General features: G+C 63.4%; 9 protein-coding genes. 4 read left to right on the top strand and 5 right to left on the bottom strand.

What is annotated here, in order from left to right:
• Positions 1-72: 72 nt before the first annotated feature.
• The 3 genes from creB to creD all read left to right on the top strand — a co-directional run bounded on the left by creB (position 73) and on the right by creD (position 3,594).
• On the top strand, positions 73-753 hold the full coding sequence (creB, locus tag AB7M33_RS07190; RefSeq protein ID WP_454242627.1) for a two-component system response regulator CreB: 681 nt from the start codon (positions 73-75) through the stop codon (positions 751-753).
• Entirely contained in the window at positions 753-2,186 is a 1,434-nt protein-coding gene (gene creC / locus AB7M33_RS07185; RefSeq protein WP_027594318.1) for a two-component system sensor histidine kinase CreC, read from the top strand. Before creB ends, creC begins: the two co-directional genes overlap by 1 nt.
• 79 nt (positions 2,187-2,265) lie before the next feature.
• Positions 2,266-3,594 (top strand): cell envelope integrity protein CreD, encoded by a 1,329-nt coding sequence (creD, locus tag AB7M33_RS07180; protein ID WP_454242626.1) that lies wholly within the window; start codon positions 2,266-2,268, stop codon positions 3,592-3,594.
• 148 nt (positions 3,595-3,742) lie between these two features.
• Here creD and AB7M33_RS07175 read toward each other — a convergent pair whose 3' ends face one another.
• From AB7M33_RS07175 to aceE, 5 genes are all read right to left on the bottom strand, one after another.
• A complete protein-coding gene (locus AB7M33_RS07175) occupies positions 3,743-4,366 on the bottom strand; it encodes a glutathione S-transferase (RefSeq protein ID WP_099428130.1) in 624 nt (207 codons plus the stop codon).
• 3 nt (positions 4,367-4,369) lie between these two features.
• Positions 4,370-5,038: a peptide-methionine (S)-S-oxide reductase MsrA gene (gene msrA / locus AB7M33_RS07170; protein WP_085274042.1), complete on the bottom strand. Its 669-nt coding sequence runs from the start codon at positions 5,036-5,038 to the stop codon at positions 4,370-4,372.
• A 161-nt stretch (positions 5,039-5,199) separates the two neighbouring features.
• Positions 5,200-7,890, bottom strand: coding sequence for a putative bifunctional diguanylate cyclase/phosphodiesterase (locus AB7M33_RS07165; protein WP_027594322.1), 2,691 nt, complete (start codon positions 7,888-7,890; stop codon positions 5,200-5,202).
• 361 nt (positions 7,891-8,251) lie between these two features.
• Positions 8,252-9,892 carry a dihydrolipoyllysine-residue acetyltransferase gene (aceF, locus tag AB7M33_RS07160; protein WP_085274043.1) on the bottom strand — a complete coding sequence of 547 codons (1,641 nt, stop codon included), beginning with the start codon at positions 9,890-9,892 and terminating at the stop codon, positions 8,252-8,254.
• Between the two features lie 13 nt (positions 9,893-9,905).
• Entirely contained in the window at positions 9,906-12,551 is a 2,646-nt protein-coding gene (aceE, locus tag AB7M33_RS07155) for a pyruvate dehydrogenase (acetyl-transferring), homodimeric type (protein WP_027594324.1), read from the bottom strand.
• Between the two features lie 383 nt (positions 12,552-12,934).
• On the opposite strand from aceE, the gene glnE reads away from it, so the two are divergent.
• Positions 12,935-15,868 (top strand): bifunctional [glutamate--ammonia ligase]-adenylyl-L-tyrosine phosphorylase/[glutamate--ammonia-ligase] adenylyltransferase, encoded by a 2,934-nt coding sequence (glnE, locus tag AB7M33_RS07150; RefSeq protein ID WP_454242625.1) that lies wholly within the window; start codon positions 12,935-12,937, stop codon positions 15,866-15,868.
• The last annotated feature ends 31 nt before the right edge of the window (positions 15,869-15,899 follow it).

Below are 15,899 nucleotides of genomic sequence, written 5' to 3'. Positions count from 1 at the left end.
CGATACCGGCCTTTTCGCAGCACAAGGCTGCTCCTACAATGTCCAGCTACGCCCCCAGCAAGGCCGGACACCATGCCCCATATCCTCATCGTCGAAGACGAAGCCGCCATCGCCGACACCCTGGTCTACGCCCTGCAGGCCGACGGCCACAGCACCGAGTGGGTGACCCTGGGCAGCGCCGCCCTCGACCAGCAGCGCCAGCGCCCGGCCGACCTGATCATCCTCGACATCGGCCTGCCCGATATCAGTGGTTTCGAAACCTGCCGCCAACTGCGCCGCTTCAGCGAGGTGCCGGTGATGTTCCTCAGCGCCCGCGATGGCGAAATCGACCGGGTGGTGGGCCTGGAGATCGGCGCCGACGACTACGTGGTCAAACCCTTCAGCCCCCGCGAGGTGGCGGCACGGGTGCGGGCCATCCTTAAACGCATGGCACCACGTGTTGAGCCCGTCGCGGCGGCAACGCTGTTCCAGCTCGACACCCTGCGCATGCAGATCAGCTACCGTAAGCAGCTGCTGAGCCTGACCCGCCACGAGTTTCGTTTGCTGCAGTGCCTGCTGGAACAGCCCCAGCGGGTGTTCAGCCGCGAGCAACTGCTCGATGCCCTGGGCGTGGCGTCTGACGTGGGCTACGAGCGCACCATCGATAGCCACATCAAGAGCCTGCGCGCCAAGCTGCGCCTGGTCGCCAGCGAGGCAGAACCGATACAGACCCACCGCGGCCTCGGCTACAGTTACAGCCCGGATCACGCCTGATGCGCCTGGGCATCCGGATCTTCCTGGTGTACTTCCTGTTCGTCGGGCTGGCGGGGTACTTCCTGCTTAACACGGTGCGCGAACAGATCCGCCCGGTGGTGCGCCAATCGTCCGAAGAAACCTTGGTCGACACCGCCAACCTGCTGGCGGAGATCCTGCACGATGACGTCAAGGCCGGCACCCTCGGGCAAAGCCGCTTGCCCGAAGTACTCAAGGCTTACGGTTCGCGCAGCCCGGGCGCGCAGATCTGGGGCTTGGCGAAGAACCAGGTCAGCCACCGCATCTACGTGACCGACGCCAAAGGCATCGTGCTGCTCGACTCCAGCGGTGAGGACCTGGGCAAGGATTACTCGAAGTGGAATGACGTTTACCTCACCCTGCGCGGCGAGTACGGCGCCCGCTCCACGCGCAGTGTCGCCGATGACGAAAGCACTTCGGTGATGCATGTGGCCGCGCCGATCATCGAAGACGGCCAGATCATCGGCGTGGTTACCGTGGCCAAGCCCAACAGTTCGCTGCAACCCTACATCGACCGCTCCGAGCAGCGTTTGCTCACATTGGGCCTGGGCTTGATCGGCCTGGGCTTGTTGATTGGCGCAGCGTTGTCGTGGTGGCTGGCGCGCTCGCTGCGCAGGCTGGCTCGTTACGCCCAGGCGGTCAGCGAAGGTGAGCGGGCGGCGCTGCCGCATTACAAGGGCGGTGAGCTGGCGCACTTGGCCAATGCAGTGGAGCGCATGCGCACGCAGCTGGAAGGCAAGGCCTACGTCGAGCGCTATGTGCACACCTTGACCCACGAACTGAAAAGCCCACTGGCGGCCATCCGCGGAGCCTCCGAGCTGCTGCAGGGCGATATGCCGGCCGAACAGCGGGCGCGCTTTGCCGGCAACATCGAGCGCGAAAGCGAGCGCCTGCAGCAGATGATCGAACGCCTGCTCAACCTCGCCCGCGTGGAGCAGATGCAAGCGCTGGAGGATGAACAGCAGGTGGCGTTGGCGGCACTGGTCGACGAATTGCTGTTGGCCCATGCGGCGCGCATCGAAGCGGCGGGCCTGCAGGTGCGGCAGCGGGTGCCGGCCGGTTTGCGGTTGTTGTGCGATCCGTTTCTGATGCGCCAGGCGTTGGCCAACCTGCTCGACAATGCGCTGGACTTTACCCCGGCCGGTGGGGCGTTGTTGTTCGAGCTTGAGCGCGACGGTGGGCGGGTGGCGTTGAGCCTGTTCAACCAGGGGCAGGCGATACCGGCGTATGCCATTGGGCGGGTGAGTGAGCGGTTTTACTCGCTGCCGCGGCCGGGGAGTGGGCGCAAGAGCACTGGGCTGGGGCTGAATTTTGTAGCCGAGGTGATGCAGCTGCATGGCGGTTCGCTTGCAGTCGATAACGTCGATGGCGGTGTGCGGGTAAGGTTGTGGCTGCCGGTGCGGCGTATCAGCTGAAAACACCGAATCTCCACACAGTCTCCCCAAGGTCTCCACGCAAGGCGCAGACACTGCGCCCACTGCCAAAGGAGGCCCTATGAACAAGACCCTTGGATTCAAGCTCGGCATGATTGCCCTGCTGATGGTGCTGTTGCTGATCCCGCTGCTAATGATCAACGGCCTCATCGACGAGCGCCAGACCCTGCGTGACAGCGTGGTGCGTGACATCGCCCAGAGCGCCAGCTTCGACCAGCAACTCAGTGGCCCGCTGCTGGTGGTGCCTTACCGCAAGTACCAGCGCCGCTGGATCGACAAGGACGGCGAGCGTACCCAGGAGACCAGCAGCATCGCCGGCCACCTGTACTTCCTGCCGGAAACCTTTGAGGCCGATCTGGGTGTCGACACCGAGCTGCGCTCACGCGGCATCTACCAGGCGCGGCTGTTTCACGCCAAAGGCCGCATCAGTGGCCGCTTCAAGCTCCCCGAACGCTGGGGCATCGACAAGGATTTCGAAGACTACCGGTTCGACAAGCCCTTTCTGGTAGTCGGCATAAGCGACATTCGTGGCATCGAGAATGGCCTGGAGCTGACGCTCGACGAACGCAAGTTGCCCTTCGAAGCGGGGACCGGGCTCGACTGGATGCGCGGTGGCGTGCATGCCAGCGTGCCAGGGCTGGATGGCCTGCAAGCGCGGGAGTTCAGCTACGGCTTCGACCTGGCGCTGCAAGGCACTGGCCAGTTGCATGTATTGCCGGTAGGCCGTACCAGCAGTGTCGATATGCGCGCCAACTGGCCGCACCCAAGCTTCATCGGCAGTTACCTGCCCAGCCGTCGCGACATCGATGCCCAAGGCTTCACTGCCCATTGGCAGACGTCGTTCTTCGCCACCAACCTTGAAGATGCCCTGCGCCAGTGCGCCACGGCCGGGCACTGTGAGGACTTCAGCGAGCGTACCTTTGGCGTCAGCTTTGTCGACCCGGTTGATCAGTACCTGAAGAGCGAGCGGGCGATCAAATACGCATTGCTGTTCATTGCCCTGACGTTTGCCGGCTTCTTCCTGTTCGAGGTGCTGAAGAACCTCAGCGTGCACCCGGTGCAGTACATCCTGGTGGGTGTGGCGTTGGCGTTTTTCTACCTGCTGTTGCTGTCGATGTCCGAACACATTGGCTTTGGCCCGGCGTATGGGCTGTCGGCTTCGGCCTGTGTGTTGCTGATTGGCTTCTACCTGAGCCACGTGCTGCGCAGCCTGGGGCGTGGGGTTGGGTTTGCGGCGGGGTTAGCGGCGTTGTACGGGATGCTTTATGGATTGCTCAGCGCCGAGGACTACGCGCTGTTGATGGGGTCGTTGCTGTGCTTTGGTTTGTTGGGCGTGTTCATGGTACTGACCCGGCGGCTGGACTGGGCGCGGGTGGGGAGGGCGGCATGAGGGAGGACAGAGAAATCGGGCGGTGGCTGGCACGCAGGATTGGGGAGTTGTTTCCTGTGATACCGAGGTAAGGCATTCGCAGCACAAGGCTGCTCCTACAGGGCGCGCGTTACCGTGTAGGAGCAGCCTTGTGCTGCGAAGAGGCCCGTCAGGCCGCTGGAGAGGTAGCAACCATCGACGGCCGCTGGGCCACCTCGGCATACCACTTCGCCAGCCCTGGCTGGCGCTCACGCCAACCAAATTCAGGCTGACGCAAATCCAGATAACCCAGCGCACAGGCAACACCAATGGCAGCCAGATCAAAGCCCGAGATCAGCTCCGCCAGATGTTCCTGCTCCAGGTTGGCCAGGCTGCGGCGGATCTTGTCGCCCTGCGCCTCGAGCCATCCATCCCAGCGCTTGTCCTCAGGCCGCAGGAAGCTCTCATAGCGGCTCGACACCGCCGCATCCATGATCGCATCAGCCTGCGACGCCAAGGTCATGCGCCGCCAGCGCGCCGAGCCTTCACGCGGCAGCAATGGCAGGCCGACGTGCTGCAGGTCGAGGTACTCGCAAATCACCCGGCTGTCGTGCAGCACCGTGCCGTCGTCCAGGCGCAGGGCCGGGATCTTGCCGATCGGGTTGCCCTGGTTGAGCTGGTCATCACCACTCACGGGGCTGATGTTCACCGGCTGCAGGGTGACGCGGTCAAGCTGGCCGGTCTCGTGCAGCACCACCATGACCTTGCGCACGAAGGGCGACAGCGGCGAGTGGAACAGGGTCATCGTGGCCATGGTTCAGTTGCCCTGCAGGCTGGGTGGCAGGCACACGCCGGTACCGCCAATACCGCAGTAGCCGTCCGGGTTCTTGGCCAGGTACTGCTGGTGGTAGGCCTCGGCGAAGTACACGGTCGGGGCCTGGTCGATCTCGGTGGTGATCTCACCGAAACCGGCCTTGTTCAGCTCGGCCTGGAAGGCGTCGCGGCTGGCCTTGGCTTCTTCGAGCTGCTGCGGCGAGGTGCAGTAGATGGCCGAGCGGTACTGGGTGCCGACGTCGTTGCCCTGGCGCATGCCCTGGGTTGGGTTGTGCAGTTCCCAGAACATGGCCAGCAGCTCGCGGTAGCTGACCTTGTCCTTGTCGAACACCACCAGCACCACTTCGGTGTGGCCGGTCAGGCCGGAACAGACTTCTTCGTACGTGGGGTTGGGGGTGAAGCCGCCGGCATAGCCGACCACCGTGCTGACCACGCCTTCACGCTGCCAGAAGCGGCGCTCGGCGCCCCAGAAGCAGCCCAGGCCGAAGATGGCGAAGTCGATGGCACCTTCGAAGAAGGGGCCGAGCAGCGGGGTGCCTTCGAACACATAGTGGAACTCGGGCAGCGACATTGGCGTTTCGCGGCCAGGCAGGGCCTGCTCCGCGGTTGGCATGACGTTTTTGTTCACCAGGATTTCCGAACGCAGGACCATGGCCGTTCCTCTGTATGTCAGGTAGATAGGTGCTGGGGCATTCGCGGGCAAGCCCGCTCCCACAGGTACCGCACAGGTATCAAAGGTTGTGATGACCCTGTGCGGGCTTGCCCGCGAAGAGGCCCTTATGGGCTCTATAGTGCCCGAGGTTAACGCTGCTGTCAGGCCATTGGACCGCGCGGATAGCGCTTCAGTCGCTCGGCCAGTTCACGCCCCGGAATCGGCCGATCGAACAGGTACCCCTGGCCCACGTCGCACCGGTGCCTGCGCAGAAACGCCAGCTGCGCTGGGGTCTCGATCCCTTCGGCGACCACCTTGAGCTTGAGGTTGTGGGCCATGGCCACCACCGCCGAGGTGATTTCCATGTCGTCCTGGTTATCCGGGATTTCGTTGATGAAGCTGCGGTCGATCTTGATGATGTCGATCGGAAACTTCTTCAAGTAGCTCAACGACGAATAGCCCGTGCCGAAATCGTCCATCGCCAGGGTCAGGCCCAGGGCCTTGAGCTCGTCGAGCTGGCGGTGGGTGTCTTCGGTCGCTTCCAGCAGCAGGCCTTCGGTCAGTTCCAACTCCAGCAGGTGCGAGGGCAGCGCTTCTTCCTTGAGGATCGAACTGATCGAGGCTACCAGGTCCGGGTCGGAGAACTGCTTGGGCGACAGGTTGATGGCCACGTGCAAGTTGCCCAGGCCGGCCTCGCGCAGTTGCTGGCTCATGCGGCACGACTGGCGCACCACCCACTTGCCGATGGGGATAATCAGGCCGGTTTCCTCGGCCACGCTGATGAACTGGTCCGGGCGGATCATGCCGCGCTCGGGGTGGTTCCAGCGCAGCAGTGCTTCCAACCCCAGCAGGCGGCCGCTGCGCAGGCACAGCTTGGGCTGGTAGAACACTTCCAGTTCGTTCTGGGTCAGGGCGCGGCGCAGGTTGTTCTCGACGAACAGCTTGTAACTGGCCTCGGCATTGAGCACTTCGGTAAACACCTGCACCTGGTGCTTGCCGTTGGCCTTGGCCTTGTGCAGCGCCAGGCCTGCGTTTTTCATCAGGCTCGCCGGGTCGATGCCGTGCAGCGGCGCGCAGGCAAGGCCCACCGAGGCGGTGACGTTGATCAGCTGGTTGTCGACGAACATCGGCTTGTCGAGGGTGTGCAGCAACTGCTGGGCGACGTCCTGGCCGTCTTCCAGGCGGGTGTCGTCGAGCAGCACAGCGAACTCGTTGCTGGCGAAACGCGCCAGGATGCCACCGGCGCTGAGGCTATTGCGCAGTCGGCGGGCCAGGCTGACCAACAGCTTGTCGCCGGTCTGGTGGCCGAGGCTGTCGTTGATGCGCTTGAAGTTGTCGATGTCCACCAGCAGCAGGCACATCGAGCTCTCGCTGTTACGGGCAAAGCGCTCGTCGAGGCTGCGGATGAACGCCGGGCGGTTGCCCAGGTTGGTCAGGTTGTCGGTGTAGGCCAGGCGCTCGATGCGCTGTTGGGCCAGCTTGGTCTGGGTGACGTCTTCGTAGATGCCGATGTAGTGGGTCAGCTCACGGTTGTCGCCATACACCTTGGATATCGACAGTTGGCCCCAGTAGGGCTCGAGGTTTTTGCGCCGGCTCTTGAATTCGCCTTGCCAGCTGTTGCCCATGGCCAGGCTCGACGGCGAATCGAACAGCAGCTCGCTGAGGTTTTCCAGGGCTGGCAGCTCGGCCAGTTGGCGGCCCTGGACTTCATCGGTGCTGTACTGGGTGATCGCCGTGAAGCTTGGGTTGACGTATTCCACCACGCCGTCGCGGTTGACCAGCAAAAAGGCACTGGCGCTTTGTTCCACCGCGCGCTGGAACAGGTGCAGGGCGCTGGCCGCAGTGCGTCGGTTGTGGTTGGTGATGACCTGGGCGAACTGGTCGGCCAGCTCACCGGCAAAGGCGATTTCATCGGACTGCCAGGCCCGCGGCTGGCCACTTTGCTCCAGGCACAACACCCCGATTACCTGGCCATCGACGCGCACGCTGGCATCGAGCATGGCTTTGTTGTCGGGGCACAGGCTCTGGGTCAGGGCGCGGGTGCGCGGGTCGTGGTTGGCGTTGTGAGCGTCGATGGCGCGGCTGGCGTGCAGGGCGTCGAGGTAGTCGGGAAAGTGGCTGGCATCGATGGCTTCGGGCAGGCGATGCTCCTGCTCGTGGCGGTACCAGGCACTGATCGGCTCCAGGCGCTGGCCTTCCAGGTGCCAGATGCTGGCGCTGTCGACTTTGTAGATTTCGCAGGCGCTCTGGGTGATCAGCTCGGCGGCTTCGAGCAGCGAGTTCTCTGCGCTGTAACGCTGGCGGGCCAGGCGCAGGATCAGGTCTTGCTGGCCACGCACACGCTCCAGGTGTTCAAGCTGTTCTTGCTGGGCGCGCTGGTTGAGCTGCAGGGCCAATTGCAGGCGGTTGTTGCGCGATTCCAGGTCACTGGCGTCGGGGTCGGCGGCGTCTTCGGGCGGGTCGTCGAGTACGCTCAGGTAGCCGCGCAGCAGTTGCCGGTTGTGTTGCCTGTAGGCTTCCCCGGCCTCCAGCAGGCGCAGTGACGCGCCAGGGGCATGCAAGGTGTAGCGCACGCGGTAGTAGCCACGGCGGGCAAGCTGCGACTGGATTTCGTCGTGCAGCCTGTAGCGGGCTTCGGGCTCCATCAGGCTGGCATAGGGCGAATCGACCAAGGCGCACAGCTCGCCTGCCTGCAGGCCGAACTGGCGTTCGCAGGTGGGGTCGAGGTAGAGCATGGCCCAGGTGGCTTCGTTGAGCCTTTCGAAACGCAGCATGCCGAGCCGCGAGGGCACGGGTAGCTGCGTGACGACCTCGGCCGCCACACGGCTGGCGGCATCGGGTTGGCTTTTCATCGAAGACTCGCTTGAAGAGGGAAACACGGCCTGGTCGGCGGCGTATCTGGCAAGGTTGCATCATGTCCCGAGGGCTGGCAAGCGGCCATGTGTGATGCTGTGTACGGGTTATCGGCAGAGGTACCACAAACTATAGGCGCGCCCCTTGTAGGAGCAGCCTTGTGCTGCGAAGAGGCCCTGCCAGGCGCTGGAAATGTTGGCGGTGGTACCGGCCCTTTCGCAGCACAAGGCTGCTCCTACAAAAAAACCGGTGAGGTGTGAGCCGCAGGCAAAAAAAAGCCCCGCCAAATGACGGGGTTGAGGTACGAGCGTGGCAGCTCGAAAAGGGTACTGCCCCTCTTGCGAGGGGCAGCGTGCCGCCTTACAGCAGCAGGGTGCGGATATCCGCCAGCACGTCGCCCAGGCGCTTGGTGAAGCGCGCGGCGGCAGCGCCGTTGATCACACGGTGATCGTAGGACAGCGACAGCGGCAGCATCAGCTTCGGCTGGAAGGCTTTGCCATCCCAGACTGGCTGCATGGTTGCCTTCGAAACGCCCAGGATCGCCACCTCAGGTGCGTTGACGATCGGCGTGAAGCCGGTGCCGCCAATGTGGCCGAGGCTGGAGATGGTGAAGCAGGCGCCTTGCATGTCGTCGGCCGACAGCTTTTTGGTGCGCGCCTTCTCGGCCAGTGCAGCGGCTTCGGCAGCCAGTTGCAGCAGGCTCTTCTGGTCGACGTTCTTGATCACAGGGACCAGCAGGCCATCCGGGGTGTCCACGGCAAAGCCGATGTTCACGTACTTCTTGCGGATGATCGCCTTGCCGCTTGGCGCCAGCGAGCTGTTGAAGTCTGGCATTTCCTTGAGCAGGAATGCGCTGGCCTTGAGCAGCAATGGCAGCACGGTCAGCTTGACGCCAGCCTTCTCGGCCACAGCCTTCTGCGCCACGCGGAAGGCTTCCAGCTCGGTGATGTCGGCGGAGTCGAACTGGGTCACGTGCGGCACGTTCAGCCAGCTGCGGTGCAGGTTGGCGGCACCGACCTGCATCAGGCGGGTCAGGGCCACTTCTTCCACTTCACCGAACTTGCTGAAGTCCACGGCAGGGATTGGCGGGATGCCAGCGCCGCCGGTTGCGCCGGCGGCTGCCGGGGCTTCCTTGGCCTTCTGCATCATCGCTTTGACGTAAACCTGCACGTCTTCTTTCAGGATGCGGCCATGCGGGCCGGTGGCCGCGACAGCGCCCAACTCGACACCGAATTCACGGGCCAGCTGACGAACGGCTGGGCCAGCGTGAACCTTGGCGTTGTTGCCAGCAGCCGGCGCGGTAGCGACCGGAGCAGGGGCAGCAGCCGGGGCGGCAGCGGCAGGTGCGGCAGCAGGCGCAGCCTCAGCCTTGGCCGGTGCAGCGGCGGCCGGAGCCGGTGCGGCAGCCGGCGCTGCGCCAGCAACCTTCAGCTTGAAGATCAGGTCGCCAGTGCCAACTTCATCTTCCAGCTTGCACAGCACTTCTTCGACCACGCCAGCAGCAGGCGATGGGATCTCCATGGAGGCCTTGTCGGACTCCAGGGTGATCAGCGACTGGTCGGCTTCGACGGTATCGCCGACCTTGACCAGTACTTCGATGATCTTGGCCTTGCCCGACGAGCCGATGTCCGGCACGTGGATGTCTTGCACGCTGGCGGCAGCCGGGGCTGCAGCAGGCGCAGGCGCGGCTTCGGCGGCCGGCTTTTCAGCGGCGGCCGGCGCAGCGGCAGGGGCAGGTGCGGCGGCTGGCGCCTCGGACGCCGCAGCGCCCTCGGCTTCCAGCACCAGCAGCTCGTCGCCTTCTTTCAGGCGATCGCCCAGCTTGACCTTCAGCTCTTTGATCACGCCGGCCTTAGGGGCCGGGATCTCCATGGAGGCCTTGTCGGACTCCAGGGTCAGCAGGCTCTGGTCAGCCTCGATACGGTCACCGACCTTGACGAACAGCTCGATGATTTCACCTTCACCGCTGCCGATGTCAGGTACGCGAATGAGTTCGCTCACTTAAAAATACTCCTCAGCAGTCCAGTGGGTTGCGCTTGTCCGGATCGATGCCGAACTTGACGATAGCGTCAGCCACCACTTTCGGTTCGATCTCGCCACGGTCAGCCAAGGCTTCCAGGGCAGCCAGCACCACGAAGTGGCGGTCAACTTCGAAGAAGTGACGCAGCTTCTTGCGGCTGTCGCTGCGACCGTAACCGTCGGTACCCAGGACTTTGAACTCTTTGCTCGGCACCCACTGACGAATCTGTTCGGCGAACAGCTTCATGTAGTCGGTGGAGGCGATGACCGGGCCTTTGCGACCGTTCAGGCACTCTTCGACGTAAGTCAGCTGAGGCTTCTGGCCAGGCTTGAGGCGGTTGGCGCGTTCCACGGCCAGGCCGTCGCGACGCAGTTCGTTGAAGCTGGTGACGCTCCACACGTCGGCACCGACGTTGAACTCTTCACGCAGGATCTTCGCTGCTTCGCGGACTTCGCGCAGGATGGTGCCGGAGCCCATCAGCTGAACGTGGTGCGCGGCTTCGCGGGTGTCTTCTTCCAGCAGGTACATACCCTTGATGATGCCTTCCTCGACACCGGCCGGCATGGCTGGCTGCTGGTAGGATTCGTTCATCACGGTGATGTAGTAGAAGATGTCCTGTTGCTCTTCGGTCATCTTCTTCATGCCGTCCTGGATGATCACCGCCAGCTCGTAGCCGTAGGTCGGATCATAGGTGCGGCAGTTCGGGATGGTGCCCGCCATCATGTGGCTGTGACCGTCTTCGTGCTGCAGGCCTTCACCGTTGAGGGTGGTACGGCCGGCGGTACCGCCGATCAGGAAGCCACGGGTGCGGCTGTCGCCAGCGGCCCAGGCCAGGTCGCCGATACGCTGGAAGCCGAACATCGAGTAGAAGATGTAGAACGGCAGCATCGGCTGGTTGTGGCAGCTGTACGAGGTACCGGCAGCGATGAACGACGACATGGCGCCGGCTTCGTTGATGCCTTCCTCGAGAATCTGGCCCTTCTTGTCTTCGCGGTAGAACATCACCTGGTCTTTATCGACTGGCTCGTAGAGCTGGCCGACGGACGAGTAGATGCCCAACTGGCGGAACATGCCTTCCATACCGAAGGTACGGGCTTCGTCCGGGATGATCGGGACGATGCGCTGGCCGATTTCCTTGTCCTTGACCAGCTGCGCCAGGATGCGCACGAAGGCCATGGTGGTGGAGATTTCGCGGTCGCCCGAGCCGTCCAGGATCGCTTTCAGCGTTTCCAGGGATGGGGTCGGCACGCTGAAGCTCTTGGCGCGACGTTGCGGCACGAAGCCACCCAGGGCAGCGCGGCGCTCGGCCAGGTACTTGGCTTCGGCAGAACCTTCTTCCGGCTTGAAGAACGGCAGGTTCTCAAGGTCAGCATCCTTGACCGGGATGTCGAAGCGGTCACGGAAGTGACGCAGGCTGTCGACGTCGACCTTCTTGGTGTTGTGCGCGGTGTTCTTGGCTTCGCCTGCACCGGTGCCGTAACCCTTGATGGTCTTGGCCAGGATGACAGTCGGCTGCTCTTTGTGGTTCACCGCCTGGTGATAAGCCGCGTAGACCTTGTACGGGTCGTGGCCGCCACGGTTGAGCTTCCAGATCTCTTCGTCGGACAGGTCTTCGACCATGGCCTTGAGCTCTGGGGTGTTGAAGAAGTTCTCACGCACGTACGCGCCGTCTTTGGCTTTGTAGTTCTGGTACTCGCCGTCGATGACTTCGTCCATGCGGCGCTGCAGGGCACCGTTGGTGTCCTTGGCCAGCAGTGGGTCCCAGAAGCGGCCCCAGACGACTTTGTTGACGTTCCAGCCACCGCCACGGAACACGCCTTCGAGTTCCTGGATGATCTTGCCGTTGCCGCGAACCGGGCCGTCGAGGCGCTGCAGGTTGCAGTTGATGACGAAGATCAGGTTGTCCAGCTTCTCGCGGCCAGCCAGGGCGATTGCGCCCAGGGATTCCGGCTCGTCGCACTCGCCGTCGCCCATGAAGCACCAGACCTTCTGCTTGCCGGCCGGGATGAAGCCACGGGCTTCCAGGTACTTCATGAAGCGCGCCTGGTAGATCGCCTGGATCGGGCCCAGACCCATCGAAACGGTCGGGAACTGCCAGAAGTCAGGCATCAACCATGGGTGCGGGTACGAAGACAGGCCGTTGCCGTCCACTTCCTGACGGAAGTTGTTCATCTGGTCTTCGCTGATGCGGCCTTCCATGAAGGCACGGGCGTAAACGCCTGGCGAAGCATGGCCCTGGAAGAACACCAGGTCGCCGCCGTGTTCTTCGGTCGGGGCCTGGAAGAAGTAGTTGAAGCCGATGTCGTACAGGGTGGCACTGGAGGCGAAGCTGGAGATGTGGCCGCCCAGGTCCGAGTCCTTCAGGTTGGTGCGCATCACCATGGCCAGCGCGTTCCAACGCACCAACGAGCGAATGCGGCGTTCCATGAACAGGTCGCCAGGCATGCGTGCTTCGTGGGTGACAGGGATGGTGTTGCGGTATGGCGTGGTGATCGCATACGGCAGCTGGGAGCCACTGCGGGTGGCCAGCTCGCCCATACGGGTCATCAGGTAATGAGCGCGGTCTTCGCCTTCTTTGTCGAGGACCGACTCCAGGGCATCCAGCCATTCCTGGGTTTCGATTGGATCGAGGTCTTGCATGGCTTGCTCCAGGGCGGAAAGGCAACCAGAATCGATTGCCTGAGTTTGCGACTGGCCTTATGGGCAGACGTCGTGAATTCTTGGATTACCGGAGTGTGATCCGGCGCCGTGTAGTTTTACTACAAATGCATTCGCATTTCATGCTTTTAGACAGTCGGGGTAGTAGTAAAACTACACAAATGCGGCTTTTGGTCGCACCCCGGCTTGTGGGGAAAAACGTTCATGTTGGTTGGCGATGTGTCGCGAACGGGTGATTCTTGATGTTTTTTGCCAGTGATTGCTTTTTTTCAGCTATTTCCAACTTTTGTATGACAGTCCAACCGTGGTCCGCCTTCCATTTGGCCGCCTTTACCCCTCTCTTTCACGCCGATCAAGGATAGTCCATGCGCCTGCCTTTGCCGCTCGATCTGCCCGCCCCCCTGCAACCGCTGGTCGCTCGTAATCAGCAGTTCCTCAGCGAAGCTGTGGCTGGCCACCCCGAACTCGACCTGAACGGTTGCAGCCCGGCCCATCGGCAACAGTTCGACCAGGTTGCTGCCGCCAGCGACTTCGTCCTTGGCCTGGCCCAGCGCGAACCGGCCATGCTGCTCGCCCTGATGGCCAGTGGTGAACTGGACCGCCGCTATGCGCCCGGCGAGTTGCGCGGGCAGATCGGGGCGGTGGCCCAGGCAGCGCAAAGCGAAGACGAGCTGGCGCGTAACCTGCGGCGCGAGCGCAATCGCCAGCAGTTGCGCATCATCTGGCGCGACATTACGCGCCAGGCCGAGCTGGGCGAAACCTGCCGTGACCTGTCCGACCTTGCCGATGCCGCCATCGACGAAGCGTATCAATGGCTGTACCCGCGCCATTGCCAGCAGTTCGGCACGCCCATCGGCCACCGCAGCGGCCTGGCGCAGCACATGGTGGTGCTGGGCATGGGCAAGCTGGGGGCGGTGGAGCTGAACCTGTCGTCGGACATCGACCTGATCTTCGCCTTCCCCGAGGGCGGCGAGACTGAAGGGGTCAAGCGCTCGCTGGACAACCAGGAGTTCTTCACCCGCCTGGGCCAGCGCCTGATCAAGGCCCTGGACCCAGTCACCGTCGACGGTTTCGTGTTCCGCGTCGACATGCGCTTGCGCCCTTACGGTTCGGCCGGTTCGCTGGTGCTGAGCTTCAATGCCCTGGAGCAGTACTACCAGGACCAGGGCCGCGACTGGGAACGCTACGCCATGATCAAGGCGCGGGTGGTGGCCGGTGACCAGGCGGCAGGCGCTCAGTTGCAAGAGATGCTGCGCCCGTTCGTCTACCGCCGTTACCTGGACTTCTCGGCCATCGAAGCCCTGCGCACCATGAAGCAGCTGATTCAGCAGGAGGTGCGGCGCAAGGGCATGTCCGAGAACATCAAGCTGGGTGCTGGCGGCATCCGCGAGGTGGAGTTCATCGCCCAGGCCTTCCAGCTGATCCATGGCGGGCGAGACCTGAGCCTGCAGCAACGGCCCTTGCTCAAGGTGCTGGCGACCCTCGAGGGGCAAGGTTACCTACCACCCGCGGTGGTGGCCGAGTTGCGCGAAGGCTACGAATTCCTGCGTTATACCGAGCACGCTATCCAGGCCATCGCCGACCGCCAGACGCAGATGCTGCCGGACAACGAAACCGACCAGGCGCGGGTCGCCTACATCCTCGGCTTCGCCGACTGGCAGGGCTTCCATGACCAATTGATGCACTGGCGCGGCCGGGTCGATTGGCACTTCCGCCAAGTGATCGCCGACCCCGATGATGAGGACGGCGAGGGCGAACTGGTGGTCGGTGGCGAATGGTCGCCGCTGTGGGAGCAGGCGCAGGATGAAGACGCCGCCTGTCGTCAGCTTGAGGAAGCCGGGTTCATACAACCCGCCGATGCCTTGCGTCGCCTCGCCGGGTTGCGGGGCAGCCCGCAATTGCGCTCGATGCAGCGCATTGGGCGCGAACGTTTGGACGCCTTTATTCCAAGGCTCCTGGCCCAGGCCGTGGAGCACCAAGACCCTGACCTGGTGCTTGAACGCGTGCTGCCGCTGGTCGAAGCGGTTGCGCGGCGGTCGGCCTACTTGGTGCTGCTCACCGAAAACCCGGGTGCCTTGCGCCGCCTGTTGACCCTGTGCGCGGCCAGCCCTTGGATCGCCGAGCAGATTGCGCGCTACCCGTTGCTGCTCGATGAGTTGCTCAACGAAGGCCGGCTGTTCAGCCCGCCATTGGCGCCGGAGCTGGCCAGCGAACTGCGCGAGCGTTTGACGCGCATCCCCGAAGACGACCTGGAACAGCAGATGGAGGCGCTGCGCCACTTCAAGCTAGCCCACAGCCTGCGTGTGGCGGCCTCGGAAATCAGTGGCAACCTGCCGTTGATGAAAGTCAGCGATTACCTGACCTGGCTGGCCGAAGCCATCCTCGACCAGGTGCTGGCCCTGGCCTGGCGCCAGACCGTAGCCCGCCACGGCCAGCCCAAGCGCAGCGACGGCAGCCTGTGCGACCCGGGCTTCATCATCATTGGTTATGGCAAGGTCGGTGGGCTTGAACTGGGCCATGGCTCGGACCTGGACCTGGTGTTCATTCACGATGGCGACCCCCAGGCCGAAACCGATGGCGCCAAGCCGATCGACAGCGCGCAGTTCTTTACCCGCCTGGGCCAGCGCATTATCCACTTGCTGACCACCCAGACTAACTCTGGCCAGCTGTATGACGTGGACATGCGCCTGCGCCCGTCCGGCGCTTCGGGGCTGTTGGTCAGCTCGCTCGGTGCCTTCGAGCGCTATCAACAGAATGAGGCCTGGACCTGGGAGCACCAGGCCTTGGTGCGTGCGCGTGTGCTGGTCGGCTGCAAACAGGTGGGCGCGGCGTTCGAAGGCGTGCGCGCCAACGTCCTGGGCCAACCCCGTGACCTTGAAACGTTGCGCACCGAAGTCAGTGAGATGCGCGCCAAGATGCGCGGCAATCTCGGCACCAAGGCCACGGCTGCCGGCACCGCAGCCAATGCCTTCGAGGCCGGTGTACCCTTCGATATCAAGCAGGATGCCGGCGGTATCGTCGATATCGAATTTATGGTGCAATACGCGGCTTTGGCCTGGTCTCACGACCACCCGGCCATACTCCGATGGACCGATAACATCCGCATTCTGGAAGAGCTGGAGCAGGCAGGTTTGATGCCGGCCAGTGACGCGGTGCTGTTGCGTGAAGTGTACAAGGCGTTCCGTTCTGCCTCGCACCGCCAGGCCCTGCAGAAGCAGGCCGGGGTGATCGATGCGGCGCAGTTTGCCGATGAACGCCGCGAGGTGCGGCGGATCTGGGGCGAGCTGGGTTTGACTTGATACCGCTGGGGCCCCTGTAGGAGCGGCCTTG

It is taken from the genome of Pseudomonas sp. Y3 TE3536 (assembly GCF_053629175.1).
Note: the sequence above shows the minus strand (reverse complement) of the source record. Positions and strands in the feature narration are given on the sequence as shown.

Coding starts and splice junctions, on each gene's coding strand:
- glnE (WP_454242625.1), top strand. CDS start 12,935: ATGCGCCTGCCTTTGCCGCTCGATCTGCCCGCCCCCCTGCAACCGCTG.
- creD (WP_454242626.1), top strand. CDS start 2,266: ATGAACAAGACCCTTGGATTCAAGCTCGGCATGATTGCCCTGCTGATG.
- AB7M33_RS07165 (WP_027594322.1), bottom strand. CDS start 7,890: ATGAAAAGCCAACCCGATGCCGCCAGCCGTGTGGCGGCCGAGGTCGTC.
- creC (WP_027594318.1), top strand. CDS start 753: ATGCGCCTGGGCATCCGGATCTTCCTGGTGTACTTCCTGTTCGTCGGG.
- creB (WP_454242627.1), top strand. CDS start 73: ATGCCCCATATCCTCATCGTCGAAGACGAAGCCGCCATCGCCGACACC.
- AB7M33_RS07175 (WP_099428130.1), bottom strand. CDS start 4,366: ATGGCCACGATGACCCTGTTCCACTCGCCGCTGTCGCCCTTCGTGCGC.
- msrA (WP_085274042.1), bottom strand. CDS start 5,038: ATGGTCCTGCGTTCGGAAATCCTGGTGAACAAAAACGTCATGCCAACC.
- aceE (WP_027594324.1), bottom strand. CDS start 12,551: ATGCAAGACCTCGATCCAATCGAAACCCAGGAATGGCTGGATGCCCTG.